The organism is Mesorhizobium maamorense (genome assembly GCF_044998965.1).
Taxonomy (GTDB): Bacteria; Pseudomonadota; Alphaproteobacteria; order Rhizobiales; family Rhizobiaceae; genus Mesorhizobium.
Map to the genome: position 1 here is coordinate 2,619,261 of NZ_CP173356.1, position 24,340 is coordinate 2,643,600.

Here is a 24,340-nt window from a genome sequence, read left to right on the forward strand (position 1 = left end):
GTTCTCGATGAACTGATCACGCGTATGGATTCGATGAACGGTCGACCCCCACTCCGTCGAGCTGCGCTCGACACCTCTCCCCGATCGACGGGGGAGAGGAAGGGCGTGAGCTTGGCCGGGCTGGCTCCCTTCCTCTCCCTCCGGAGGGGAGAGGTGGCGCTGCGAAGCAGCGACGGAGTGGCGGAAGCCGCTCGTAAAACCCGCAGTCGCCGAAAGTCAGTTACAACCCAGAGAGCCAGGAAACTCAGGCAAGGCAACAATCAGGCCGAAGCACTGCTTTGGCTCGAACTAAAAGCCCGCAGACTTGGTCGCTACAAGTTCACACGCCAGTTCTCTATCGGACCATACTACGCCGACTTCTGTTGCCGCGAAAAATGGCTGGTCGTTGAAATCGACGGCTCACAGCACGCCGACAGTCCCTATGACCGCCGCCGCGACGATTTCATGCGCGCCCAAGGCTATTCGATCCTGCGCCTCTCGAGCCATGACGTCCTGAAACATCGTACTCCCGTCTGTGAAACCGTCCTTGCCGCGCTCGACGGCAGGCTGACCGAAAACATCGCTGCATCCGACCTCCGCCTTGTTTTCACACCGCATTCACCCGATTCAATCTCTTCAAAAACGGACCTATCTTCATGAAATCCCATGTAAAAGCGGTTGTCATCGGCGGCGGCGTCGTCGGCTGCTCGGTGCTCTATCACCTGGCCAAGGCCGGCTGGACCGACATCATGCTGATCGAGCGTTCGGAGCTCACTTCCGGCTCGTCCTGGCACGCGGCGGGCGGCTTCCATACGCTCAACGGCGACCCCAACGTCGCCAAGCTGCAGGCCTATACCGTGCAGCTCTACAAGGAGATCGAGGAGCTTTCCGGCCAGTCCTGTTCGCTGCACCTGACCGGCGGCGTGATGATGGCCGACTCGCCCGAGCGCATGGACTTCCTGCGGCTTGCCCATGCCAAGGGCCGCTATCTCGGCATGGATACCGAGCTGATCACGCCATCCGAGGCCAAGGCGATGTTCCCGCTGATGGACGAGACGAATTTCGTCGGCGCCATGTGGGATCCGGTCGAAGGCCATCTGGATCCGTCCGGCACGACGATTGCGTACTCGAAAGCGGCGAAGAAACTCGGCGCCGAGATCGTGCTGCGCAACCGCGTCGTCGAACTGACGCAGCAGGTCGACGGCACCTGGAACGTCATCACCGAACAAGGCACGGTTCACGCCGAGCATGTCGTCAACTGCGGGGGCCTGTGGGCGCGCGAGATCGGCCGCATGGTCGGCCTCGAGCTGCCGGTGCTCGCCATGGAGCATATGTATCTCTTGACCGAGCCCATGCCGGAGGTCGAGGAATTCAACAAATCGACCGGCCGCGAGATGATCGGCGTGATGGATTTCAAGGGCGAGATCTACACCCGCCAGGAGCGCAACGGCATCCTGCTCGGCACTTACGAAAAGGCGTGCAAGCCGTGGTCGCCGGTCAACACGCCCTGGGATTTCGGCCACGAGCTGTTGCAGCCCGACCTCGACCGCATCGCGCCGTCGCTGGAGGTCGGCTTCAAGCATTTCCCCGGCATCGAGAAGGCCGGCATCAAGCAGATCATCAACGGTCCGTTCACTTTCGCATTGGATGGCAATCCGCTGGTCGGCCCGGTGCAGGGCCTGACCAACTTCTGGTGCGCCTGCGCCGTCATGGCCGGCTTCAGCCAGGGCGGCGGTGTCGGCCTGGCGCTGTCCAACTGGATGGTGCATGGCGATCCCGGCTTCGACGTATGGGGCATGGACGTCGCCCGCTTCGGCGAATGGGCGAGCCTGCGCTACACCAACGCCAAGGTGCGCGAGAACTATTCGCGCCGCTTCTCGATCCGCTTCCCCAATGAGGAACTGCCGGCAGCACGCCCGGCGCAGACGACGCCGCTTTATGACACCATGCTCGCCAACAACGCCGTCATGGGCGACTCCTGGGGCCTTGAGACCCCGCTATGGTTCGCGCCGAAGGGCAAGGAGCCCAAGGATATCGTCTCCTTCCACCGCTCCAACGATTTTGGCCCTATCGGCGAGGAAGTGCGCGGCACGCGCGAGCGCGTCGGCGTCACCGAAATCGCCAACTTCGCCAAATACGAGGTCTCCGGACCGGGGGCGGAGGATTTCCTCAACCGGCTGATGACCAACCGCATGCCGAAGGCGGGCCGCATCGTGCTGACCCCGATGATCAACGAATTCGGCAAGCTGATCGGCGACTTCACCATCGCCAAGGCCGCGGAAGACCGCTTCATGATCTGGGGCTCGTCGGCCGCGCAGAAATATCACATGCGCTGGTTCGAAAAGCACCTGCCGAAGGATGGTCCAAGCGCGTCAGAGGTACGCATCCACCGCTTCGACCAGACGCTTGTCGGCCTGTCGATTGCCGGACCGAAGTCGCGGGACCTCCTGCAGAAGCTGGTCGATGTCGACATCTCGACCAAGGCCTTCCGCTTCATGGATTTCCGCGAAATGGCGGTCGGCGGCGCCCCCTGCATGGTCAACCGCATTACCTATACCGGCGACCTCGGCTACGAGATCTGGATGGCGCCAGCCTATCAGCGCCTGGTTTACAAGGCGATCAAGGACGCAGGCGAAGAATTCGGGCTGGTCGATTTCGGCATGCGCGCCCTGCTCTCGATGCGCCTGGAAAAGAACTTCCCGACCTGGTTCCGCGAATTGCGGCCGATCTACGGACCGTTCGAAGGCTCGATGGACCGCTTCATCAAGCTGGAGAAGAACGACTTCATCGGCCGCGACGCGGCCGCCAGGGAACGGGCTGAAGGACCGAAGCTGCGCCGCGTGTCCTTCATTGTCGAGGCGGCCGACGCCGATGTGATGGGTGACGAGCCGATCTGGGCCAAGGTCGGCAAGGACTATGGCACGGTGGAAAAGCCGCATGGCTTTGGCGCGCCGCGTTTCGATGCAGCCGGCAAGGAAGTTCGGGGCTCCAAGGCGGCGCAAGGCGCGTCCGCTGTGCGCGGCATCGTCGACGGCGACTGGCGCGTGGTCGGTTGGGTTACCTCCGGCGGCTATGCCCACTATATCCAGAAGTCGATGGCGCAGGGCTACGTGCCGGCGGCGCTGGCCGAGGATGAAAGTGCCGGCCTGTTCGAGATCGAAATCCTCGGCCATCGCCGTCCGGCCCGCATCAATGTCGAGGCGCCGTTCGACCCGAGCGGCGAGAAGATGCGGAGCTGAGGTTTCGCCATGGACAGCGCGGCGCCAAGGGGAGCTTCGGCCGCCACCGCAAGATCATGCCGTTTGTATCAGGCTCGATCGAGGCGCTGCGCGACGCCTCCCGCCGGAAGGCGGCTGATCTCAACCAGCATGTGCTGGGCTACGGCGCGACAGCCGAAGCGGAATGGGCGGCGGCAGGCATTGCCGCCCCCGACCGGGCCGAAATGCGCCAATACCGGCTGGCGCGCATCCGCGCCGAGCTGAAGCGCCGGGGCTACGCCGGCGCGCTGCTCTACGATCCCGTCAACATCCGCTATGCGATCGATTCCACGAACATGCAGCTTTGGGTGGCGCACAACCCGACACGGCATTGTTTCGTTGCCACCGACGGGCCGGTGGTGCTGTTCGACTATTTCTCCTGCGAACATCTGTCGGACCATTCCGGCGTCGTCGACGAGGTTCGCCCCGCCGTCTCGTGGATGTATCTCTACAGCGGCGAACTCACCGAGCAGAAAGTCCGCCGCTGGGCGGCCGGAATCGCCGATCTGGTGCGGGAACATGGCGGCGGCAACAGCCGCATCGCGGTCGACCACATCAACCCGGAAGGCGTCGAGGAACTTGCGCGCCTCGGCATTTCCATCGGCAATGGCGAAGCGGTGATGGAGAACGCCCGGCTGGTCAAATCCCCGGACGAGATCCTTGCCATGCGCCGCGCCATCCTCGCCTGCGAGGCGGCAATGGGCGAGATGGAAAAGGCGCTGAAGCCCGGCATCACTGAGAATGAATTATGGGCCGAACTGCACCGCGGCAACATTGCCCGCGGCGGCGAATGGATCGAGACGCGGCTGTTGGCATCCGGCCCGCGCACCAACCCCTGGTTCCAGGAATGCTCCTCGCGCCTCATCGAGGCGGGCGATCTCGTCGCCTTCGACACCGACCTGATCGGCCCCTACGGCTTCTGCGCCGACCTGTCGCGCACCTGGCTGTGCGGGGATGTGAAGCCAACCGACGAACAGCGCGATCTTTTCCGCATCGCCGCCGACCAGATCGCGCACAACACCGAATTGATACAGCCGGGCACCGCCTTCCGCGACCTTGTCGACCGCTCGGCGGTGCCGCCCGGCGACTGTTTCCCGACCCGCTATGGTGTGCTCTACCATGGCGTCGGGCTGGCCGACGAATACCCCACCTTGCCGCATGCCGACGACTGGACATCGGACACGCCCGACGGCGTGATCGAGCCAGGCATGGTGCTGTGCGTGGAGAGCTATATCGGCAGGCTCGGCGGGCGCGAGGGTGTCAAGATCGAAGAACAGATCCTGGTCACCGGCACCGGCAACGAAAAGCTTTCAACCTATCCGCTGGATGCGAGGCTGCTCGGCTAAGCCGGCAAGGGCCTCGCGCATCGCGGCAACCGTTTTTTCCGGCGTCGTTTTCGCGGTGATGAAGGGCAGGCCCTTGCGCAGGCCCGTCCAGCCGACGACCTTCACTTGCCGGGCGGCCCCCTCGAAGCGCTGCGCCAGCGCCCAGCTCTCGCAGTCGATCGCCGCGACATCGGCCCTGCCCTCGGCCACGGCGACGATCGAAGCGCGATGTCCGCCGCTTTCGCTGCGCGAGGAAAACACATCAAGGCTTTCGCCCAACGCCTCCAGGTCGCGCGTCGGCGCGATGATACCGGACATGGAATCGAGGCTGTTGAAGGTGAAGCGCTTGCCCCGGATCAGATCGAGCGGGATGACGGGCCTGCCATTGCTAGGCGCAGGCACCGACGCCGTGCCGTCCGCCCGCATCACCAGCGCGCTCGAATAAAGCTCGCCCTGGCCGCCTTCGTAGACGTCATAGCTCGGCTGGCCGACAACCTGCACATGGCCGGCCAGGCCAAGCTCCATCGGCCCCCAGCAAGTCTGCGCGAACAGCAGTGCGGGATGCAGCCAGAGCTGGTGAAAATCGAGCGCGTCCGGCGGCAATGTCGCGGGGTCGGACGCGATCAGAACGCCGGTGCCACTATGAATGCCACCCGGCACCGGCGGCAGATCGCCGGTGCGGCGAATGACGGTCTCCGGCGCATCGATTATCCCCCCTTGACGGAAGGCATCGCGCAGCAGTGCCCATTGGTCGTCGACCTCGCGGCGCACTTCCGGCCAGTCATACATCGGCAGCGCTGCAACGAATTCGCTCATGCCGGGATCTGACCATTAAATCTGGAGAGAGGTTCGCAAAAACGCGGCGTCGGATTTGAGTTAGCCGACACCATCCGTCGTGTCGCGGGCTTCATTCCTTGGGCGGCTCGGCCGGGACTGGCGCGGTGCCGAGCCCGCTGATGCTGCGCGCCCTGACGCGCGGCTTGAACGCCCTGCCCGGCTCCGGCTGGCGCCGCAACACCGGATGCACGATCGGCTCCTTGGCCTTGAAAGCATAGGACCTGATCAGCGCGAAATAGTTGGGATAGGCATAGCCATTGTTCATCCGCAGCCATTCCTCGCGACGCTCGCGAAACAGCTGAGGCAGTCTGTACCAGGCCACCGTTGGGGTCTTGTGGTGGACGAAGTGCAAATTGTTGTTGAGGAACAGGAACGACAGCGGCGAGCGCTCGATGATCACCGTGCGGCCTTCGGGATGCTCGGACCATTGGTGCTCGGCAAAGGTGCGGATCGCGATCAGCGACTGGCCGAGCCACACCGGGAGAATATAGAGCCAAAGCGGAATGCCAAAGCCGAACTGCACGATCGGCGCCACGACGGCGAGGCCGATCGCATGCAGCAGCCAGGCTTTGCGGATGGCCTTGTCGCCGGCCATCATATGTTTGGCGTCGTCGATGAAGAAGCCGATGCAGGACAGCCAGGGACCGAGAAAGAACCGGCCGGCCATGGTGTTGTTGATCCTGAGCAGGAATTTCATTGCTCGCGGCAGGTCGTCATGCTGCCAAAGCGCCTGGTAGTAGCTTTCCGGATCGTCGAGCGGATCGGTCAGGCGCTCGTCGGCATGATGGCGCAGATGAAGCGTCTTGAAGCGGCGGAACGGCCAGACCAGACCGATCGGCAGGAAGACGAAAGCCTCGTTGATCAGGGCATTGCGCGTCGGATGGCCGTGCAGCACTTCGTGCATGATCGACGACTGAAGTGCCAGGATGAAACCGAGGAGAGCGAGCGCGAAGATCGGATAGGACGGCCAGAGCAGAAGGCCGGTGGCGAGCCATGCTCCGTAACAGAAGAAAGCGAGGGCTACGGTTGGCCACTCGATGGCCGGTGTATTGCGTCGCCTGATGCTCTTGCCAGTCATGCTATCGACCACTGCCCCTCAGTCGCCGGAACCCCAGTGGCTCCTGACAGCATAGTGTCAGGAGAAACGATTCCACTCAACGAGACAAAGTGTACAAAATGTTGCGATTGCGCATTTTCAACCGCACATGTTACAGATTGTAAACAGACCTAGGGATTCATTTACGCCTGGAGCGCCTCGTCAGGACGTCTCGGCGAAAATTTTTCCTCATGATTCGGAGACTTGGAAGATGGACAAACGAGATCTGTCAGCAATCTTTCGGGAGCGTCTCAAGTTGCTCCTGACAAGGTCCGACCTCAACCAGTCCGCCTTCGCCACCGCCGTCGGCATCGATCGGTCGGCGCTGTCGCAGCTGATGTCGGGCGCGTCGACGCGCTTGCCGCGGGCCGAAACGCTGCTCAACATCGCGGCCGAGTTCAAAGTGTCGCTGGATTGGCTGCTCGGCCTCAGCCAGGACGAGGGCGTCACCGGTGAAATCCGCGAAAGCCTGGAGATCGAGGAAGCCCCCGACGGTTTCGACCGCACGCTTCTGGCCAGATGGTTCGCCGAGGCCGCGGGCACCAAGATCCGCTATGTGCCGGCCGGCATCCCCGATCTTCTGCGGACCCACGCGCTGGTCGACTATGAGGCAAACATCACCAACAGGAGCAGGCTCGCACAGGCCAGCGAGACCCAATACCGCATCGAATACAACCGGCGCCCGGAAACCGACATGGAAGTCTGCATGCCGCGTCACACGCTGGAGATTTTTGCACGCGGCCTCGGCGTCTGGGACCGCTTTCCGGAGGCCGACCGTCGGCAGCAACTCGCCCATATGGCGACGCTGCTTGACGATCTCTATCCGACTTTCCGGCTGTTTCTCTACGACGGCCGCATGCGCTATTCGATCCCGCTCACCATTTTCGGACCTTACCGCGCCGCCATCTATGTCGGCGACATGTACGTCGTGCTGAACGCCACCCAGCCGGTCCAGGCCTTGACCCGGCATTTCGACAATCTGATCCGGGCCGCCGACGTCAACCCGCATGAGGCAGCAAGCTTCGCGCGCAATCTGGCTGGCCTGTCGTTTCCATCAGGTTCCGCATGACAGCGGCACCCGTAACCGCGCCCTTCAACTGCGACTCCGCCGTCGCTATTTCATTGACTGGACATAAAGACTTCTTTATATCCTTATCCGAATTCAGAACATGAAAGCCAATCCGATGACGACGACCAACCCGATCGACGCGCTGCTGGCGCAAAAAGGCGTGCTTTTGGCTGACGGCGCCACGGGCACCAATTTGTTCGCAATGGGTCTGGAGGCTGGCGAGGCGCCTGAGTTGCTGAACGAGACCGCGCCCGACACCATCACCCGCCTGCACCAGAATTTCGTCGACGCCGGCGCCGACATCATCCTGACCAATTCGTTCGGCGGCACCCGTCACCGGCTGAAGCTGCATCATGCGCAGGACCGCGTGCACGCCCTGAACAAGCGCGCCGCCGAGATCGCCCGCGCGGTTGCCGACAAGGCCGGCCGCAAGGTGATCGTTGCCGGCTCCGTTGGCCCGACCGGTGAGTTGCTGGTGCCGCTTGGCGCCATGACCTATGACGAGGCGGTAGACGCCTTCGCCGAGCAGATCGAAGGCCTCAAGGAGGGCGGCGCCGAAGTCGCCTGGATCGAGACCATGTCGGCGCCCGACGAGATCCGTGCCGCCGCCCAAGCGGCGATCCGCGTCGGCCTGCCCTATACCTATACCGGGTCTTTCGACACGGCCGGCCGCACCATGATGGGCCTGCTGCCGAAGGACATACACGGCGTCGCCGACGGCTTGTCGCAAGCCCCTCTCGGCGTCGGCGCCAATTGCGGCGTCGGCGCTTCCGACATCCTCGCCTCGCTGCTCGACATGACGCAGGCGAAACCGGAGGCAACCGTGATCGTCAAGGGCAATTGCGGCATTCCCGAATTCCGCGGCACCGAAATCCACTATTCCGGCACGCCCGAATTGATGGCCGACTATGTGCGCCTTGCCGTCGACGGCGGCGCGAAAATCATCGGCGGCTGCTGCGGCACCTCGTTCCAGCACCTGGCCGCCATGCGCAAGGCGCTCGACGCCCACACCAAGGCGGATCGTCCGACCGTCGAGACGATCGTCGAGCGCATCGGTCCGATGCGCAACAAGGTGGCCACGGCGAACAGCGCCGAGACCAGCGAGGCCCGCCGCGAGCGTCGTCGCAGCCGGGCCTGAAGCCACCGCTTTCTAATTATTCGCTGTTGTCGGCGTAGCTCGACTGCGCCGATTTGAGATCGACGACATTGTCGCCGCGCATCATCATCAGCGCTCCGGATGAAACCGGATCGGTGATCTGCTCCAGCATAATGCGAAAACGGTCGTTGGTCAGAGCCGACATGGCGGTGTGGCGCGCCTGCGCGACATCGTCGCCGATGCGCCTGGATTCGGCTGATTGGGCGGCCGCCGAAGCGTCCCGTGCCGGCGGTGTCGAGTTGGCGGTAGTCCTGATCTGCAATTCCGGCTCCCTCAGCCCCACACACCTATCCGGCGTAACAAGAGGAAATTGCGATCCGGTACCGGAAATGCCGCGCAATTTAACGGATCGCAAATTCCGCAAGAAAAGGCCGGCAGGGAATGTCCCCTCGCCGGCCTGCCTCACCCGCCCGTGGTTCGGTTTCTCACGTCAGAACGATCTCATCTGAAAGAAACCGGCCGTCATCACTACCGATTGCCGCCCAGCGCCGAGGCAAGGCGCACAAGCGAGAGGAACTCGGACCTGTACCCAAACGGGTCGGCCCCCCGGGCGGCAGTGGCGATCTCCATGATCCTGTCATAGCCGAACTTCGCCGTCGCATCCTCGTCGCGCAGTTTCTGGCCGAAGGCCGCGACCGCGACGGAGAAACGCTGGTCGGTGGTGGCCTGGTCGAAAGACGCAACCTCGTTGGCCGACGTCACCGGCGTGGTGATCAGCTTCGAGAGGTCCTCGTTGGGCAGCTTGTAGCGTATCTTGACGAAGGCGTATTCGTCCGCATTGGCGACGCCACCATTGTTCACCGCGGCCTGGCCATAGCGAAGCGGTTCGATCTGTTCGCCGCCGCTGCCCTTGGGCGTGATCTCGTAGATCGCGGTGACCGAATGGCCCGAACCGATCTCGCCGGCATCGACGCGGTCATTGTTGAAATCCTCGCGGTTCAAGGCGCGAGTCTCATAGCCGATCAGCCTGTACTCCGAGACCTTCTGCGGATTGAACTCGACCTGGATCTTCACGTCCTTGGCGATGGGGAACAGCGTCGAGGAGGCATCCTCGACCAGCACCTTTTCCGCCTCGGCCAGCGTGTCGATATAGGCGGCGGTGCCATTGCCGTTCTGGGCGATGGTCTGCATCATCTGGTCGTTGAGATTGCCGCGGCCGAAGCCGAACACCGACAAGAAGACGCCGCTCTTGCGCTCTTGTTCGATCAGGCGCTTGAGATCGTCGTCGTCGCTCTGGCCGACATTGAAGTCGCCGTCGGTGGCGAGCATCACGCGGTTGACCCCGTCCTTGATGAAGGACTGCTCGGCCAACTTGTAGGCCTCCTTGATGCCGGCCTCGCCGGCCGTCGAGCCACCCGGCTGCAAATTGTCGATGGCGTTGAGGATCTTGTCCTTCTCGGCAACCTTTGTCGGCATCAGCACCGTGCCGGCATCGCCGGCATAGGTGACGATCGAGATGGTGTCGTCGGCCTTCAGCTTGCTGACCAGCAGCCGGAATGCCGACTTGAGCAGCGGCAATTTATCCGGTTCGTCCATCGAGCCCGAGACGTCGATGAGGAACACCAGATTGGCCTTGGGCTGCTCGGCCGGCTTGACGTCGAAACCCTTGATGGCGACATGCATCAGCTTGGTGTGCGCGTTCCACGGCGTCGGCATGACGCTGACGGTCGAACTGAACGGCGTCGACGCAGAGTCCGGCCCCTTCCAGTCATAGGGGAAATAGTTGATCATCTCCTCGACGCGCACCGTGTCGGCCTGCGGCAGGAAGCCCTCCTTCAGCGAACGGCGCACGAAGGAATAGGAGGCGGTGTCGACGTCGATGGAAAAGGTCGAGACCGGGTCCTCGAGTGCCGAATGTACCGGATTGGTCTTAAAATCCTGGACGCGATCGCGGTTTTCCTCCTGTGGTGCGATCTGGTCCGCCGGCGCCATGGCGGGCTGCTGCGGTGCTATCATTTTGGACATGCGTGCGGCTCGCGACGTGCTGGGCGCGGCAGTGCTATCCAGGGCGAACTCGCCCGTTGGCGCAGGTGGCGCAGGTTCCGCCGGCGCAACCTGTTCCTGCGCATTCTGCGGCGCCAGGCCTCCAGCAACGGCCGATTCGGATTTGCTCGGCGCCGCCAAGGCCTCCGTTTCGTCGCGGCTTTCCGCGTCGGTCTTCTTGTCTTCCTCCAGGCGCGCTCGTTGCGAGCGGTTTGTCGATCGCCTGATCGCCGGTCGCCTGTTTGGCCAGCGGCTTCACCGTGGCGGGCTTTTCGGCCAGCGTCTCGGTGATCTTTTCGTCGCCGCCGAAAGTGGACGGCTGTTCCCTCAGCATATGGAAAGTGGCGTATCCGGCGATCGGCAGGGCGACGAGCCCGGCAATAGCCGGCGTGGCAATGAGTTTCTTTTGCATGATTTCGCTCCAGAGCTTTCGTGCTCGCTCTGTGAGACGAAGGCCGCCGACCGATCCTTGGCTGACGGTAGAAATATTTTCCTCATCATAGGCGCGCAAGGCGGCCTCGAAGGCGCGCGCCTTCGCGCTCTCGCCGGGAGCCGGGATCACTATGTCGCGCAGCCTCTTGAGTTCGTTCTCGTCGACCATGGTCACACTTCCCCGGCTGAACGCATGAGCGTCTTCAGCCGTTTCTTCGCTTCATGGATGTGCCAGGAAACCGTCGTCTCCGAGATCGCCATCGCCTCGGCGGCGGCGGCGTGGCTCAAGCCCTCGCCATAGACCAGCAGCACGGCGTCGCGCTGCTTGTCGGGCAGTTGCCGCACCGCGACCCACATCGCCTCGGCAGGATCCTCGTTCTCGGCAGGATCCTCGCCCGAAATCAGCGCATGGACGCCATAGGCTTCGGTCTTGACCGTCTCGCGGGCGCTCTTGCGCATCATGTCGCGCGCGGCGTTCAGCGTCATGGCATAGAGCCACGTGGTGAAGGCGCTGCCGCCGCGATAGTCGCGGATCGCCTTGCCGAGCCGGACGCAGACTTCCTGGGCGATGTCTTCGGCGTCCGCCTTCCGACCGCACCAGCGGTAGGCGGCGCGATAGACGAAGTCATAGTGCCTTTCGAGCAACGCGCCGAAAGCTCCCCTGTCTCCGCCCTTCGCCCGCCCGATCAGTTCGGCGTCGGAGGCTTCGCTCTCATCCAGCATCATCGCCATCATTTGCCTGTTGGACGAAGGCTAATGGCCAATCCTTGGGGTGAGGGAAAGATTTTTTTACTGGTACCTCTTCCTTCTCCCCGTTCTACGGGGAGAAGGTGCCCGAAGGGCGGATGAGGGGCGGCGCCGACCTCTCGAAGATTGGCTTTACCCGAGCGTCTCGGAAAACAGGGTGATCAACCGGTTCCAATGCCGCTCGGCGCCATCTTCGTTGTAGACGCTGTGGTCCGGCACGCACCAGCCATGCGCCATGCCGACATAATTCTCCAGCACGTAATCGACTTCCGCCGCCCTGAACGCCTCGGCCAGCCGCGCTGATTGTTCGGGCGGAAAACTCCTGTCGACGCCGGCCATGCCGACATGGACGCGTGCCTTGACCGACCCCGCCTTGCGGTGCGGACTGTCGGCCGCGTCGCTGGCGAGATTGCCGCCATGGAAACTGGCCGCCGCCCTGATGCGATCCGGATAGGAGGCGGCTGCGTTCAGCGCCCGCGCGCCGCCCATGCAATAGCCGACAACGCCGATCGGCCCGGTGACGCCTTCGGCAGCGAGTGCGTCGAGGAAGGCGCCGCTGTCGGCAATCGTCATCTCCTGCGTCGTGCCGCTGATCAGCGCCATTAGCGGCACCTTGGTTCTCTCCTCGACGAAGGCGGTCTTGGCATCGAAAGGACCGTAGGGCGCGTTGCGATAGAAGAGATCGGGCACCAGAACCGCGTAGCCCTCCTCCGCCAGCCGCTCGGCCATGCCGTCGAGCGCAGGGCGCGGGCCGAAGGCATCCATATAGAGGATGATGCCGGCCTTGGGCGGAGAAGCGTTGACCGGGCGGAACAGCCCCGCCCTCGCCGTGCCGTCCCTGGTCTTGATCTGAAGGTCCTGTTTCGGCATCGCCAGCTCCGTTCGGTTGCTGGGCGATACATATCCGGGCACGCCGACAGGGCAAGCTGTTGCCTGATTTTGGCAGTCAACATTTCGTGCGGCAGCGCGACGAGCTTACCGGCCCGCGAACGCTGCCATGTGGAAGGCCTGCACCTCTGAGGGGTAGCGATAGGCTGTGCCATAGGGACAGGCGTTGCGGTCAAGGCAGCCGCCGTCACAACAGGGCCCGCCACTCGGCCCGCGCACATGCGCCAGGCAGGCTTGATGGGCGAACCTCTCCGCGGAATAGGCATCTACCGGACAGGATTTCAGGCACGGTTTGTCGACACAGGCGTCGCAGAGATGAATCGCCTCGCGAGCCTCCGGAAGCGCGATCTCGTCCTCGAACAGCAGCGCGCCGCGATAGGCATGCCAAAGCCCATATCGCGGATGCATGAGGATGCCGAGCGGTGACGGCTTCAGGCCCTCGGCCCGCATCGCCCATCGCTGGAACGGCAGATAGGGCTTGTCGGACGGCGACACGGCGCGTGCGCCGAATTCTCCCGCGACCGCGCCAATGACCTGCCGGGACCAGGTGTCGAGCGGATTGGCGATGGCCTGTGATTGACAGTCGCGCCAGCGCAGGAAATGCGGCCAGGGTGCCGCCCCCGCCTGCCCCACCAGAAGCGCCGACCTGGCCGGTGCACCGGAGCGGCCACAAGGCGCCGCCTCGCCATCCTCAAAGGTGAAGCCGCCACGTAGGATGAGGCCGTCGGCGCCAAGCGCGGCCGCAATCTCCTCCATCCTGCTGCGCGAAAGAATCATCCCTTCTTGACCGGATCGGAGAAAGCGCTCCGCCAGACTTCCTTGTGGATGATGTTGGCGACTTTAGCCCCGCCTGACTCGGGCTCCTTTCACGTGAAGGCGTCGGGCATCGACCCCTTCTTCTTGGCGATGAAGTTCTTCAGCGCTTCATCGATCGCCGGATCGAGATGCGGCGCCTCATAAGATTCCAGCCAGCGGCGGGCGAGTTCGTTGGCGCGTTGCGGCGCGGTCTTCTCGCCTTCGGCCAGCCACTGCTCGTAGGAATTGTTGTCGGCGATGTTGGAGCGATAGAAGGCAGTCTGGAAATTCGCCTGCGTGTGGTCGCAGCCGAGATAGTGGCTGCCCGGCCCGACCTGGCGGATGGCGTCCATCGCCTGGCCGTTTTCCGACAGGTCGACGCCTTCGGAGAATTTTTGCGTCATGCCGAGCTGGTCGATGTCCATCATGAATTTTTCGTAGCAGGACGCCAGCCCGCCCTCGAGCCAGCCGGCCGAATGGAGGACGAAATTGGTGCCGGCCAGAATGGTCGAGTTCAGCGTGTTGGCGCTTTCATAAGCTGCCTGCGCGTCGGGGATTTTCGAGGCGCAGAGCGAACCGCCGGTGCGGAACGGCAGGCCGAGGCGCCGTGCGAGCTGTGCGGCGCCGTAGGATACCAGCGACGGCTCCGGCGTGCCGAAGGTCGGCGCGCCCGACTGCATCGAGATCGACGAGGCGAACGTGCCGAACAGCACCGGCGCGCCCGGCCGGATCAGCTGCGTGAACGAAGCGCCGGCAAGCACCTCGGCAAGCACCTGGGTCAGCGTGCCGGCCACCGTCACCGGGCTCATCGCGCCGGCGAGGATGAACGGCGTGACGATGCAGGCCTGGTTGTGGCGCGCATAGACCTTCAGCGCGCCAAGCATGGTCTCGTCGAAGACCATCGGCGAGTTGGCGTTGATCAGGCTGGTCAGGACCGTGTTGTTTTCGACGAAGTCGTCGCCGAACACCAGCTTGGCCATGGCGACCGTGTCCTCAGCACGTTCCGGCGCGGTGACCGAACCCATGAACGGCTTGTCGGAATATTTGATGTGCGCGTAGATCATGTCGAGATGGCGCTTGTTGACCGGTACGTCGACCGGCTCGCACACGGTGCCGCCCGAATGGTGGATCGAAGGCGCCATGTAGGCGAGCTTCACGAAATTCTGGAAATCCTCGATCGTCGCGTAACGGCGGACGCCGTCGAGGTCGCGCACGAAGGGCGGTCCGTAGACCGGGGCGAAGACGGTAGCATTGCCGCCGATCTGCACCGAGCGTTCGGAATTGCGGGCATGCTGGGTGTAGATGGAGGGCGCGGTCTTCAAGAGCGAACGGCAGAGCCCCTTCGGGAAATGCACGCGCTCGCCCTTGACGTCGGCGCCCGCCTCTTTCCACAGCTGCAACGCCTCCGCATCGTCGCGGAAGATGATGCCGATTTCTTCGAGCACCGTGTCGGTGTTCTTCTCGATCAGCGCCAGGCCTTCCTCGTCGAGCACTTCATAGACGTTGATCTTGCGCTTGATGTAGGTGAGCTGGGTGCCGGGACCGCCGCCCGAACGTGCCGCCCGCCTTGCCGCCGCCCCACCGCTGGCGCCGCGTCCACGTCGCGCGTTTGACGCTTCCTGGTCCACTGCCGCGTGTTCGCTCATGATCGTTCTTCCCTGAATTTGGACCGGCTTGATTAGCGCCCGGCCCGGAACCGTTGTGGCCGCCTAACGCGGCTTCCGGCGGATCGTAGCCATGCACCCTATTCGAAACGGCCCGTCCGCGCCAACGCCTGTCGCAAAATCGACAAGAAAACCGATAGATTTTTCAGTCGCTTTCCTTTTGCGGGAAGTCGCAAATCAGCTATGGATACCCGCCCCTTGCGGGTTAGGTATTGGCGCGTTGATTTTAAGCTGCCATGGTCGTTCCCGGCAGCAAGGAGCCTGAGAAACAATGTCCGACGACGAGATTATCCTCTCCGAGCTTTCCGACGACGAGTTGGTGCAGCAGATGCACGACGATCTCTATGACGGTCTGAAGGAAGAGATCGAGGAAGGCACGCGCATCCTGCTCGAGCGCGGCTGGGCACCCTACAAGGTGCTCACGGAAGCGCTGGTCGAAGGCATGCGCATCGTCGGCGAGGATTTTCGCGACGGCATCCTGTTCGTCCCCGAAGTGTTGCTGTCGGCCAATGCGATGAAGGCCGGCATGTTCATCCTGCGCCCGCTGCTCGCCGCCACCGGCGCGCCCAAGCAGGGCAAGATGGTGATCGGCACCGTCAAGGGCGACATCCACGACATCGGCAAGAACCTCGTCGGCATGATGATGGAAGGCGCCGGCTTCGACGTCATCGATCTTGGCATCAACAATGCGGTCGAGAAATATCTCGATGCCATCGAGCAGCACCAGCCGGACATTATCGGCATGTCGGCGCTGCTGACCACGACCATGCCCTACATGAAGGTCGTCATCGACACGATGAAGGAAAAGGGCATCCGCGACGACTACGTGGTCCTGGTCGGCGGCGCGCCGCTGAACGAGGAATTCGGCAAGGCGGTCGGCGCCGACGCCTATTGCCGCGACGCCGCTGTGGCGGTCGAGACCGCCAAGGACTACATGAAGCGCAAGCACAATGTGCGCGCTTCCGCCTGATACAAGGCAAGGCGGACGCTCAACAGACGAAGCCGCGCCTTGCAGCGCGGCTTTTTTGTTCCCAGATGTCGGGAGCGGCGGTCAGGGTTTCTTGACGGTATCGTCAACGGCTTTCGCGGTAGACTTGATATCCCTGCCGACGCCGCGAACGGTGTTGGCACAGGCCGAAAGGGCCAGGGCACAAGCCAGGATTGCGATTGGCGCAATGCGTAACAGTTTCATCGACGGTTTATCCCTCTCTCGGTAGATCGCCCCACAGCAACGAAAGCCGGCTCGGCTGGTTTCATGAAGATGCCCAGACCCAAGCAGAATCAAGCGGACAAGCTGCTCATCATCGCCTGCGGGATGATTGCGCGCGAGGTGTTGGCCGTCAAGGAACAGCTCGGGCTCCATCACCTCGAATTGACATGCCTTCCGGCCGAGTTTCATTTTTATCCGGACCGCATCGCGCCGGCGATGGACAAGGCCATCGAAAAGGCCAAGGCGGAAGGCTACAGCAACATCTTCGTCGGTTACGCCGATTGCGGCACCGGCGGCCTGCTCGATCGGGTCTGCGAGAAGCATGGCGTCGAACGCATGGCCGGTCCGCATTGCTTCGCCTTCTACCAGGGCATGGATGCCTATGCGAAGGTCGCCGACGACGACATGATGTCCTTCTACATGACCGATTTCCTCTGCCGCCAATTCGATGCCTTCTTCATGAAGCCGCTCGGTCTCGACAGGCATCCGGAGCTGATCAAGGACTATTTCGGCAATTACGAGAAGCTGATCTACCTGGCCCAGACCGACGATCCGGAGCTCGACAAGGTCGCGGAAAAGGCCGCGAAACTGCTTGGCCTCGTCTATGAGCGGCGCGCGACAGGCTATGGCGATCTGACGGCCGGGCTGGCCAAGGCCGCGGCTGACGTCTCGACGCTGGCCGGGCTGCGGCCTTCTTGCGCGGCGATTGGCGATTATCGCCCTTTCCGAAGGCGAAGACAGGACGGATCGCCGCCTTCTACTGGAGAATGGCCTTGATCTGTTCCCAGGCCAATTGCCTTAATTTGGATCGCGGCGTGGTTTCGTTGTTAAGCACGGATGACAGCCTGCCGCGAATGGGTAAATTGCGCGCAAGCCATGCAAAGGCGCCGTCCAGTGGTCGGCTGCCGGACACCGACGAGGAATGCCGATGACCCTTCGCCCGATGCTTGCCGTTGCCGGCCTTCTCTGCTGCACCTTGCCCGCGCTTGCCGACGGCGAGGTGCAGAAGCTGATCACCGCCGCCGACAAGGCGCGGCTGGACAAATATGGCGAGACGCGCAAGGCGGCTCTTGCCGAGGCGAAGGCGGGCAATCCTGGCGAGGTCAGGCAGCTCGACGCCTTGCTTGCCAAGCCGCTGGTTGCCTTCTCCGACAAGGACCTCACCGGCAAGTGGCAATGCCGCACCATCAAGGTGGGCGGGCTGAGCCCGCTCGTTATCTATGGCTGGTTCAAATGCAGGGTGACCGACGACGGCTCCGGCTGGCGGCTGGAAAAGCTCACCGGCTCGCAGCGCACCAAGGGCCGCTTCTTCGACGACGGCGAAAAGCGTGCGATCTATCTCGGCTCCGGTTCCGTCAACAACGATCAGGCAAAACCCTATGGCAGCGGCCCCCGGACCGACCAGGTCGGCTACGCCTTCCGCAATAGCGCCGGGGAATGGCGCATCGAGTTCCCCGCTCCCTATTACGAATCGAAGCTCGACATCATGGAGTTCAAGCGCTGAGCGGAGCCTTCCTGACGACTCCGGCATACCAAGGATTAACCCGCCTCGTCTAAGCTCCGGCCGTGGCAGTTGGTCCCGGGGGTGGCAAGATCAATGGCAGTACCGGAAACCAATCCGAGACCGATCGTGGTTGTCACCGGAGGCGGCCAGCACGTATGGGCAATGGTCAACGCCATTGCCGATCGTGTCGGCCCAGTCATCGTGATCCTGGAAGTCCCTGAATCCAAAAAGCGATTGCTGCTTGGCCGTGCCCGTCGCCAGGGCTGGCTGCAGGCCATCGGCCAGTTCGGCACGATGGTGCTGAGCAGGCTGGGCAAGCGGCTCTACGCCAGCCATGCCGCCCGGTTGATTGCGCAGGAGAAGCTCGATACCGAGCCGCGGCCGGGCCAGGAGATCATCCATGTTGCCTCGGCCAATGGGCCGGAGTGTCTCGCGGCGATCCAGAGAATCCAGCCAGGCATCGTCCTGCTTAACGGCTGCCGACTCCTGTCGAAGGACATGTTGGCCAGGATGCCTTGCCCGGTGCTCAACTATCATGCAGGTATCACGCCGAAATATCGCGGCATGAACGGCGGCTACTGGGCGTTGGCATCGGGCGATTCCGCGAATTTCGGCACCACGGTGCATCTGGTCGATGCCGGCGTGGATACGGGCGGCGTGCTGAAACAGGCCTACGGTCAGCCGAAACCAGGCGACACGATCTCAAGCTATGCGCTGCGCCAGACGGCGTTTTCGCGCGACATCTGCGTCGAGGCGGTCAGCGATGCGCTCGCCGGAAAACTGACGACGTTCGATCCGGGCCTGCCATCGAAGCAGTGGTACCATCCGACGATCTGGTATTATCTCTGGACAGGGTTCAGAACCGGCATCTGGTAGCGCATTCCGCGTCCGGCCCCGCGTGCCGAAGGCAGGGCTATCCCAGCGTCTCGAGCCTGCCGACACGCAAGCCGGAACGAATAAACGCGCCTTTCATTTTACGACATCCAAATGCGTCGCTTTTGAATGCCCGCACGTCGTCCCATAACAAGCGGCCCAATTGCGCATGCGGCAATGCTCGCAGATCGAGGAGTGAGAATTCATGGCCGATCTGATCGTCGTCTACTGGCGCGACATCCCTGCCCAGGTCATCGTCAGGAAAGGCCGCCAGAACGCCAAGCGCGAACTGCCGTTGCGCTTCACCGAGGCGATCGACATGTGCGCCATGCGCACCGGCGCCGGCGGCACCGACGACTATCTGGCCGAATGGCGCAAGGCCGATCCGGTTCCGGTCGGCGACGACCTCGAAGCCGAGGTCGAGAAGGCATTCCAGGACATCGACGCGAAATATGACCGCGAGCGGCTGGTCGCTCTGGTCAAGGCGGGCGGCAAAGAAAATGTCTGAAACCATTCCCGCCAAGGAGAGCCCGGCGGCCCTCCAGCCGGTCACCCAGGCGACCCTGGTCAAGAAGGCGGCACCGAAATCCGACTACAAGCCGGCCGACGTGTCGCCACAGCGCCGCGTGCAGCGTTCTTTCGCGGTGAGATTATGGTCGGTCCGGCACTCGCGCCTGCTCGAATGGTTCTATGCCCGCTTCGCCGACACGTTCCTCCTGCTGCATCCCTTGTGGAAAGGCATCGGCTACAGCCGTGTCGAGGCCCCGGTGAAGTTTGTCGAAAAGCGCGTCAAGGGCTTCATGTTCGACTGCCGCATGTGCGGTCAGTGCATCCTGTCCTCGACCGGCATGTCGTGCCCGATGAACTGCCCCAAGCAGCTGCGCAACGGCCCTTGTGGCGGCGTGCGCGCCAACGGCAATTGCGAGGTCGAGCCCGACATGCCTTGCGTCTGGGTCAAGGCCTGGGAAGGGGCGCGCAACATGGAGCACGGCGACAGGATTCTTGCGGTGCAGAAGCCGGTCGACCAGTCGCTGCGCGAAACGTCCGCCTGGCTGCGCGTCACCGCTCAGGCGGCAGCCGCCCGTGAAGCCGCGGCCGATGCGAAGACCGGAGCGGCCGCATGATCGCCCGCCAGCGTGACGAGAACCCGGCCGGCATCCATCTGCCGCTCGACCCCTTGCCCGGCCACACCTCGCGCGGCCGGCTCGAACGCGTCCTGCGACGCGGTGAATTCGCGGTCACCACCGAGCTCAACCCGCCCGACAGCGCCGATCCCGAAGACGTCTACAACAGGGCGAAGATCTTCGACGGCTGGGTCGATGCCATCAACGCCGTCGATGCGTCGGGCGCCAATTGCCATATGTCGTCGGTCGGCATCTGCGCGCTCCTGACCCGTATGGGCTACGCACCGATCATGCAGATCGCCTGCCGGGACAAGAACCGCATTGCCATCCAGGGCGACGTGCTGGGCGGGGCTGCCATGGGCGTCGCCAACATGCTGTGCCTGACCGGCGACGGCGTGCAGGCCGGCGACCAGCCCGGCGCCAAGCCGGTGTTCGACCTCGATTCCATGTCGCTGCTCGAAACCATCCGCATCATGCGCGACAACGGCAAGTTCCTGTCCGGCCGCAAGCTTACCACGCCGCCGCAGTTGTTCCTCGGCGCGGCCGTCAATCCGTTCGCACCGCCCTTCGACTTCCGCCCGATCCATCTCGGCAAGAAGATCGCAGCGGGCGCTCAGTTCGTTCAAACGCAGTATTGTTTCGACGTGCCGATGTTCAAGGCCTTCATGCAAAAGGCACGCGATCTGGGCCACACGGAGAAGGTGTTCGTCCTGTGCGGTGTCGGACCGCTCGCCTCGGCCAAGACCGCCAAATGGATCCGCTCCAACGTGCCGGGAATCCATATTCCGGATACCGTCATCAAGCGGCTGGAAGGCGCCCAGGACCAGAAGAAGGAAGGCAAGCAGCTCTGCATCGACATCATCAACGAGGTGAAGGAAATCCCAGGCGTTTCAGGCGTCCATGTGATGGCCTACCGCCAGGAGGAGTATGTCGCCGAGATCGTCGATGAATCGGGCGTGCTGAAGGGCCGCCAGCCGTGGAAGCGCGAAATCCGCCGCGACGACCAGATGGTCGCCGACCGGCTCGACCATATCCTGCACGACGATGTTACCGAAACCCAGGTGGACATGGTGAAGACCGCGCATTGACTTGCGCGGAGAACCACCATTCGCTTGATCGACAAGAGATAACGATATAAAGAACTCTTTATATCACGACGGAGAGATTTCATGACCCGGACCATCGTTGCCTCGGCGACACGAGAAATCATCATCGGCTTCGACCAGCCCTTCTGCGTGATTGGCGAGCGCATCAACCCGACCGGCCGCAAGAAGCTCGCCGCCGAGATGATCGCCGGCAATTTCGAAACCGTCATCAAGGACGCGCTGGAACAGGCCGCTTGCGGCGCCACCATGCTCGACGTCAATGCCGGCGTCACCGCCGTCGACCCCAACGCGACCGAACCGGCGCTGCTGGTGCAGACGCTGGAGATCGTCCAGGGCCTGGTCGACCTGCCGCTGTCGATCGACTCCTCGGTCACCGCCGCGATCGAGGCGGCGCTCAAGGTTGCCAAGGGCCGTCCGCTGGTCAACTCCGTCACCGGCGAGGAGGAAAAACTCGAAGCCATCCTGCCGCTGATCAAGAAATACAACGTGCCGGTCGTCGCCATCTCCAATGACGAGACCGGCATTTCGATGGATCCGGATGTGCGCTTCGCCGTCGCCAAGAAGATCGTGCAGCGCTGCGCCGATTTCGGCATTCCGGCGCATGACGTCGTCGTCGACCCGCTGGTCATGCCGATCGGCGCGCTCGGCGACGCCGGCCGCCAGGTGTTCGCCCTGCTGCGGCGCCTGCGCGAGGAACTGAAGGTCAACACCACCTGCGGCCTGTCCAACATCTCCTTCGGCCTGCCGCACCGCCACGGCATCAACGCCGCCTTCATCCCGATGGTGATCGGCGCCGGCATGACATCGGCCATCATGAACCCGGTGCGTCCGCAGGAAATGGAAGCCGTGCGCGGCGCCAACGTTCTGAACGGCACCGACGAGAATTGCACCAACTGGATTCGCACCTATAAGGATTACAAGCCGGCCGAAGGCGGCCAAGCGGTCGCCGCTCCGACGGCGGTCAATGCACCAGGCGAAGGCGGCGGCAATGGCGGTCGCCGTCGTGGCGGTCGTGAAGCCCGCATGGCAAGGGGATAAGCGCGCAATCGTGAATTCGCATACCAACATCACCGATCCGCTCGTGCTGTTCATGCCGTCGGGCAAACGCGGGCGGTTTCCGGTCGGCACGCCGGTGCTCGACGCCGCGCGCCAGCTCGGCGTCTATGTCGAGAGCGTGTGCGGCGGGCGCGCCACTTGCGGGCGCTGCCAGATCGAGGTGCAGGAAGGCAATTTCGCCAAGCACAAGATCGTCTCCTCCAACGACCACATCTCGCCCAAGGGCCCCAAGGAAGAGCGCTATGAGCGCGTGCGCGGCCTGCCGGAACGGCGCCGCCTCTCCTGCTCGGCGCAGATCCTCGGCGACCTTGTCATCGACGTGCCGCAGGACACGGTCATCAACGCACAGACCATCCGCAAGGATGCCGACACCAGGGTAATCGCCCGCGATACGGCGATCCGCATGTGCTATGTCGAGATCGAAGAACCCGACATGCACAATCCGTCAGGCGACCTCGACCGGCTCAAGATCGCGCTGATGAAGGACTGGAACTTCAAGAACCTCGAATTCGATTTCTATTTGCTGCCGCAGGTGCAGGGCATCTTGCGCAAGGGCAACTGGACCGCGACCGCCGCCATCCACAAGGATGCCGACAGCGACATCGCGCGCGTCATCGCTTTGTGGCCCGGCCTCAAGAACGAGGCCTATGGGCTGGCCTGCGATATCGGCTCGACCACCATCGCCATGCATCTGGTGTCGCTGCTGTCGGGCCGCGTCGCCGCTTCCTCCGGCACCTCGAACCCGCAGATCCGCTTCGGCGAGGATCTGATGAGCCGCGTCTCCTATGTGATGATGAACCCGGATGGCCGTGAGGGCATGACGGTCGCCGTGCGCGAGGCGATCTCGGGCCTTGTCGACAAGGTCTGCGCGGAAGGCAGTGTCCAGCGCAACGACATCCTGGATTCCGTCTTCGTCGGCAATCCGATCATGCACCATCTGTTCCTCGGCATCGATCCGACCGAGCTCGGCGGCGCGCCCTTCGCGCTCGCCGTCTCCGGCGCGGTGCGCATCAAGGCCTCGGATATCGGTCTCAAGCTCAATCCGGGCGCACGCCTCTACATGCTGCCCTGCATCGCCGGCCATGTCGGCGCCGACGCGGCGGCGGTGACGCTGTCGGAAGGCCCGCATCGCCAGGACGAGATGATGCTGATCGTCGACGTCGGCACCAATGCCGAGATCGTGCTCGGCAATCGTGCGCGGGTCGTGGCTGCTTCCTCGCCCACGGGCCCGGCCTTCGAAGGCGCCGAAATCTCCGGCGGCCAGCGCGCCGCGCCCGGCGCCATCGAGCGCGTGCGCATCGATCCCGACACGCTCGAGCCGAAATACCGCGTCATCGGCTCTGAACTGTGGTCCGACGAGCCGGGTTTCCTCGACAGCGTGCAGGCGACCGGCGTCACCGGCATTTGCGGCTCCGGCATCATCGAGATCGTTGCGGAGATGTATCTGGCCGGCATCATTTCGGAAGACGGCGTCGTCGACGGATCGCTCAGCATGCGCTCGCCGCGTATCGTCGCCAACGGCCGCACCTTCTCCTACGTGCTGAAGGAAGGCGAGCCGAAGATCACCATCACCCAGACCGACGTGCGCGCCATCCAGCTCGCCAAGGCAGCACTTTATGCCGGCACCAAACTGTTGATGGAAAAGCAGAACACCGAGCATGTCGACCGCATCCACTTCGCCGGCGCGTTCGGCTCCTTCATCGATCCGAAATACGCCATGGTGCTGGGCCTGATCCCCGATTGCGACCTCGACAAGGTCTCGGCCGTCGGCAACGCCGCCGGCGCGGGTGCACGCATGGCGCTGCTCAATCGCGGCTATCGTCGCGAGATCGAGGAGACGGTGAGCCAGATCGAGAAGATCGAGACCGCACTGGAGCCCAAATTCCAGGAGCACTTCGTCTATGCGATGGCGCTGCCGAACAAGGTCGATCCGTTCCCGAAACTGTCGGCGGCGGTGAAGCTGCCGCCGCGCAAGACAGTGAGCGAGGACGGCATCGCCGGCGACGCCACCCCGCGCCGGCGTTCGCGCGAAGGCCGCGCCGCGCGGCGTGGCCGGGAATAGCATGGGCGTGCGAGAAGAATAATGGGCGTCGTCTGACGCCCACCTTCCACCGGCACCGCCCTGTAATTTCATTTGTATGCAAATGTTTCCGGATCGGCCTGTCCGGAAACCAAATCACCGTTTTCGTGAAATCCGACCGATACATGGCAGGCGCATTTACCCGGCATCGAACGGCGG

Annotated in this window: 20 protein-coding genes and 2 pseudogenes; 14 read left to right on the forward strand and 8 right to left on the reverse strand. The window is 63.3% G+C overall.

The genetic code is table 11. The annotated features are described in order from the left end of the window. The first annotated feature begins 153 nt into the window (after positions 1 to 153). The 3 genes from ACIU1A_RS13405 to ACIU1A_RS13415 are packed head-to-tail and all read left to right on the forward strand — an operon-like array spanning position 154 to position 4,582. A complete protein-coding gene (locus ACIU1A_RS13405; protein WP_404927489.1) occupies positions 154 to 639 on the forward strand; it encodes an endonuclease domain-containing protein in 486 nt (161 codons plus the stop codon). Continuing rightward, positions 636 to 3,218 carry an FAD-dependent oxidoreductase gene (locus ACIU1A_RS13410; RefSeq protein WP_404927490.1) on the forward strand — a complete coding sequence of 861 codons (2,583 nt, stop codon included), beginning with the start codon at positions 636 to 638 and terminating at the stop codon, positions 3,216 to 3,218. Before ACIU1A_RS13405 ends, ACIU1A_RS13410 begins: the two co-directional genes overlap by 4 nt. A 56-nt stretch (positions 3,219 to 3,274) precedes the next feature. Beyond that, positions 3,275 to 4,582, forward strand: a complete 1,308-nt coding sequence (locus ACIU1A_RS13415) for a M24 family metallopeptidase (RefSeq protein WP_404927491.1) — start codon at positions 3,275 to 3,277, stop codon at positions 4,580 to 4,582. Here the strand turns inward: ACIU1A_RS13415 and ACIU1A_RS13420 are convergent. Beyond that, complete coding sequence (locus ACIU1A_RS13420) at positions 4,547 to 5,377, reverse strand: phosphate/phosphite/phosphonate ABC transporter substrate-binding protein (RefSeq protein WP_404927492.1); 831 nt, start codon at positions 5,375 to 5,377, stop codon at positions 4,547 to 4,549. The genes ACIU1A_RS13415 and ACIU1A_RS13420 overlap by 36 nt on opposite strands. 91 nt (positions 5,378 to 5,468) lie before the next feature. Then, positions 5,469 to 6,476, reverse strand: coding sequence for a fatty acid desaturase (locus tag ACIU1A_RS13425; RefSeq protein ID WP_140631096.1), 1,008 nt, complete (start codon positions 6,474 to 6,476; stop codon positions 5,469 to 5,471). Between the two features lie 229 nt (positions 6,477 to 6,705). On the opposite strand from ACIU1A_RS13425, the gene ACIU1A_RS13430 reads away from it, so the two are divergent. Next, entirely contained in the window at positions 6,706 to 7,563 is an 858-nt protein-coding gene (locus ACIU1A_RS13430; protein ID WP_140495665.1) for a helix-turn-helix domain-containing protein, read from the forward strand. A 115-nt stretch (positions 7,564 to 7,678) separates the two neighbouring features. Next, a complete protein-coding gene (gene bmt / locus ACIU1A_RS13435; RefSeq protein WP_181167334.1) occupies positions 7,679 to 8,701 on the forward strand; it encodes a betaine--homocysteine S-methyltransferase in 1,023 nt (340 codons plus the stop codon). A gap of 16 nt (positions 8,702 to 8,717) precedes the next feature. Here the strand turns inward: bmt and ACIU1A_RS13440 are convergent, their stop codons facing one another. The 6 genes and pseudogenes from ACIU1A_RS13440 to ACIU1A_RS13465 all read right to left on the reverse strand — a co-directional run bounded on the left by ACIU1A_RS13440 (position 8,718) and on the right by ACIU1A_RS13465 (position 15,210). Further along, positions 8,718 to 8,981: a hypothetical protein gene (locus ACIU1A_RS13440; RefSeq protein WP_404927493.1), complete on the reverse strand. Its 264-nt coding sequence runs from the start codon at positions 8,979 to 8,981 to the stop codon at positions 8,718 to 8,720. A 206-nt stretch (positions 8,982 to 9,187) separates the two neighbouring features. Beyond that, positions 9,188 to 11,303: pseudogene (locus tag ACIU1A_RS13445) on the reverse strand (vWA domain-containing protein). A gap of 2 nt (positions 11,304 to 11,305) precedes the next feature. After that, entirely contained in the window at positions 11,306 to 11,866 is a 561-nt protein-coding gene (locus ACIU1A_RS13450; RefSeq protein WP_140495662.1) for an RNA polymerase sigma factor, read from the reverse strand. Positions 11,867 to 12,013: 147 nt separating this feature from the next. After that, positions 12,014 to 12,751 (reverse strand): dienelactone hydrolase family protein, encoded by a 738-nt coding sequence (locus ACIU1A_RS13455; RefSeq protein WP_404927494.1) that lies wholly within the window; start codon positions 12,749 to 12,751, stop codon positions 12,014 to 12,016. 105 nt (positions 12,752 to 12,856) lie between these two features. Continuing rightward, entirely contained in the window at positions 12,857 to 13,546 is a 690-nt protein-coding gene (locus ACIU1A_RS13460) for a hypothetical protein (protein ID WP_404927495.1), read from the reverse strand. A gap of 89 nt (positions 13,547 to 13,635) precedes the next feature. Beyond that, positions 13,636 to 15,210: a trimethylamine methyltransferase family protein gene (locus ACIU1A_RS13465; RefSeq protein ID WP_404927496.1), complete on the reverse strand. Its 1,575-nt coding sequence runs from the start codon at positions 15,208 to 15,210 to the stop codon at positions 13,636 to 13,638. A 289-nt stretch (positions 15,211 to 15,499) separates the two neighbouring features. Between ACIU1A_RS13465 and ACIU1A_RS13470 the strand changes: the two genes are divergently transcribed. The 9 genes and pseudogenes from ACIU1A_RS13470 (at position 15,500) to ACIU1A_RS13510 (ending at position 24,163) form a co-directional block, all read left to right on the forward strand. Next, a complete protein-coding gene (locus ACIU1A_RS13470; RefSeq protein ID WP_140495658.1) occupies positions 15,500 to 16,198 on the forward strand; it encodes a B12-binding domain-containing protein in 699 nt (232 codons plus the stop codon). A gap of 285 nt (positions 16,199 to 16,483) precedes the next feature. Further along, positions 16,484 to 17,101, forward strand: a pseudogene (locus ACIU1A_RS13475) (DUF1638 domain-containing protein); the annotation flags it as partial. A 265-nt stretch (positions 17,102 to 17,366) separates the two neighbouring features. Beyond that, the gene (locus tag ACIU1A_RS13480) at positions 17,367 to 17,942 is read left to right on the forward strand and encodes a DUF4893 domain-containing protein (RefSeq protein WP_140664535.1); all 576 of its coding nucleotides are present in this window, start codon (positions 17,367 to 17,369) and stop codon (positions 17,940 to 17,942) included. Between the two features lie 93 nt (positions 17,943 to 18,035). Next, the gene (locus ACIU1A_RS13485) at positions 18,036 to 18,818 is read left to right on the forward strand and encodes a formyl transferase (RefSeq protein ID WP_404927497.1); all 783 of its coding nucleotides are present in this window, start codon (positions 18,036 to 18,038) and stop codon (positions 18,816 to 18,818) included. Positions 18,819 to 19,020: 202 nt separating this feature from the next. Continuing rightward, on the forward strand, positions 19,021 to 19,323 hold the full coding sequence (locus tag ACIU1A_RS13490; RefSeq protein WP_140516337.1) for a virulence factor: 303 nt from the start codon (positions 19,021 to 19,023) through the stop codon (positions 19,321 to 19,323). After that, positions 19,316 to 19,939, forward strand: a complete 624-nt coding sequence (locus ACIU1A_RS13495; RefSeq protein WP_140555039.1) for a methylenetetrahydrofolate reductase C-terminal domain-containing protein — start codon at positions 19,316 to 19,318, stop codon at positions 19,937 to 19,939. The genes ACIU1A_RS13490 and ACIU1A_RS13495 overlap by 8 nt, the downstream gene beginning before the upstream one ends. Next, on the forward strand, positions 19,936 to 21,027 hold the full coding sequence (locus ACIU1A_RS13500) for a methylenetetrahydrofolate reductase (protein ID WP_140495649.1): 1,092 nt from the start codon (positions 19,936 to 19,938) through the stop codon (positions 21,025 to 21,027). The genes ACIU1A_RS13495 and ACIU1A_RS13500 overlap by 4 nt, the downstream gene beginning before the upstream one ends. Before the next feature lie 81 nt (positions 21,028 to 21,108). Continuing rightward, on the forward strand, positions 21,109 to 22,083 hold the full coding sequence (locus ACIU1A_RS13505) for a methyltetrahydrofolate cobalamin methyltransferase (RefSeq protein WP_140495648.1): 975 nt from the start codon (positions 21,109 to 21,111) through the stop codon (positions 22,081 to 22,083). Next, positions 22,034 to 24,163, forward strand: a complete 2,130-nt coding sequence (locus ACIU1A_RS13510) for an ASKHA domain-containing protein (protein ID WP_404927498.1) — start codon at positions 22,034 to 22,036, stop codon at positions 24,161 to 24,163. The genes ACIU1A_RS13505 and ACIU1A_RS13510 overlap by 50 nt, the downstream gene beginning before the upstream one ends. Positions 24,164 to 24,340: the final 177 nt, after the last annotated feature.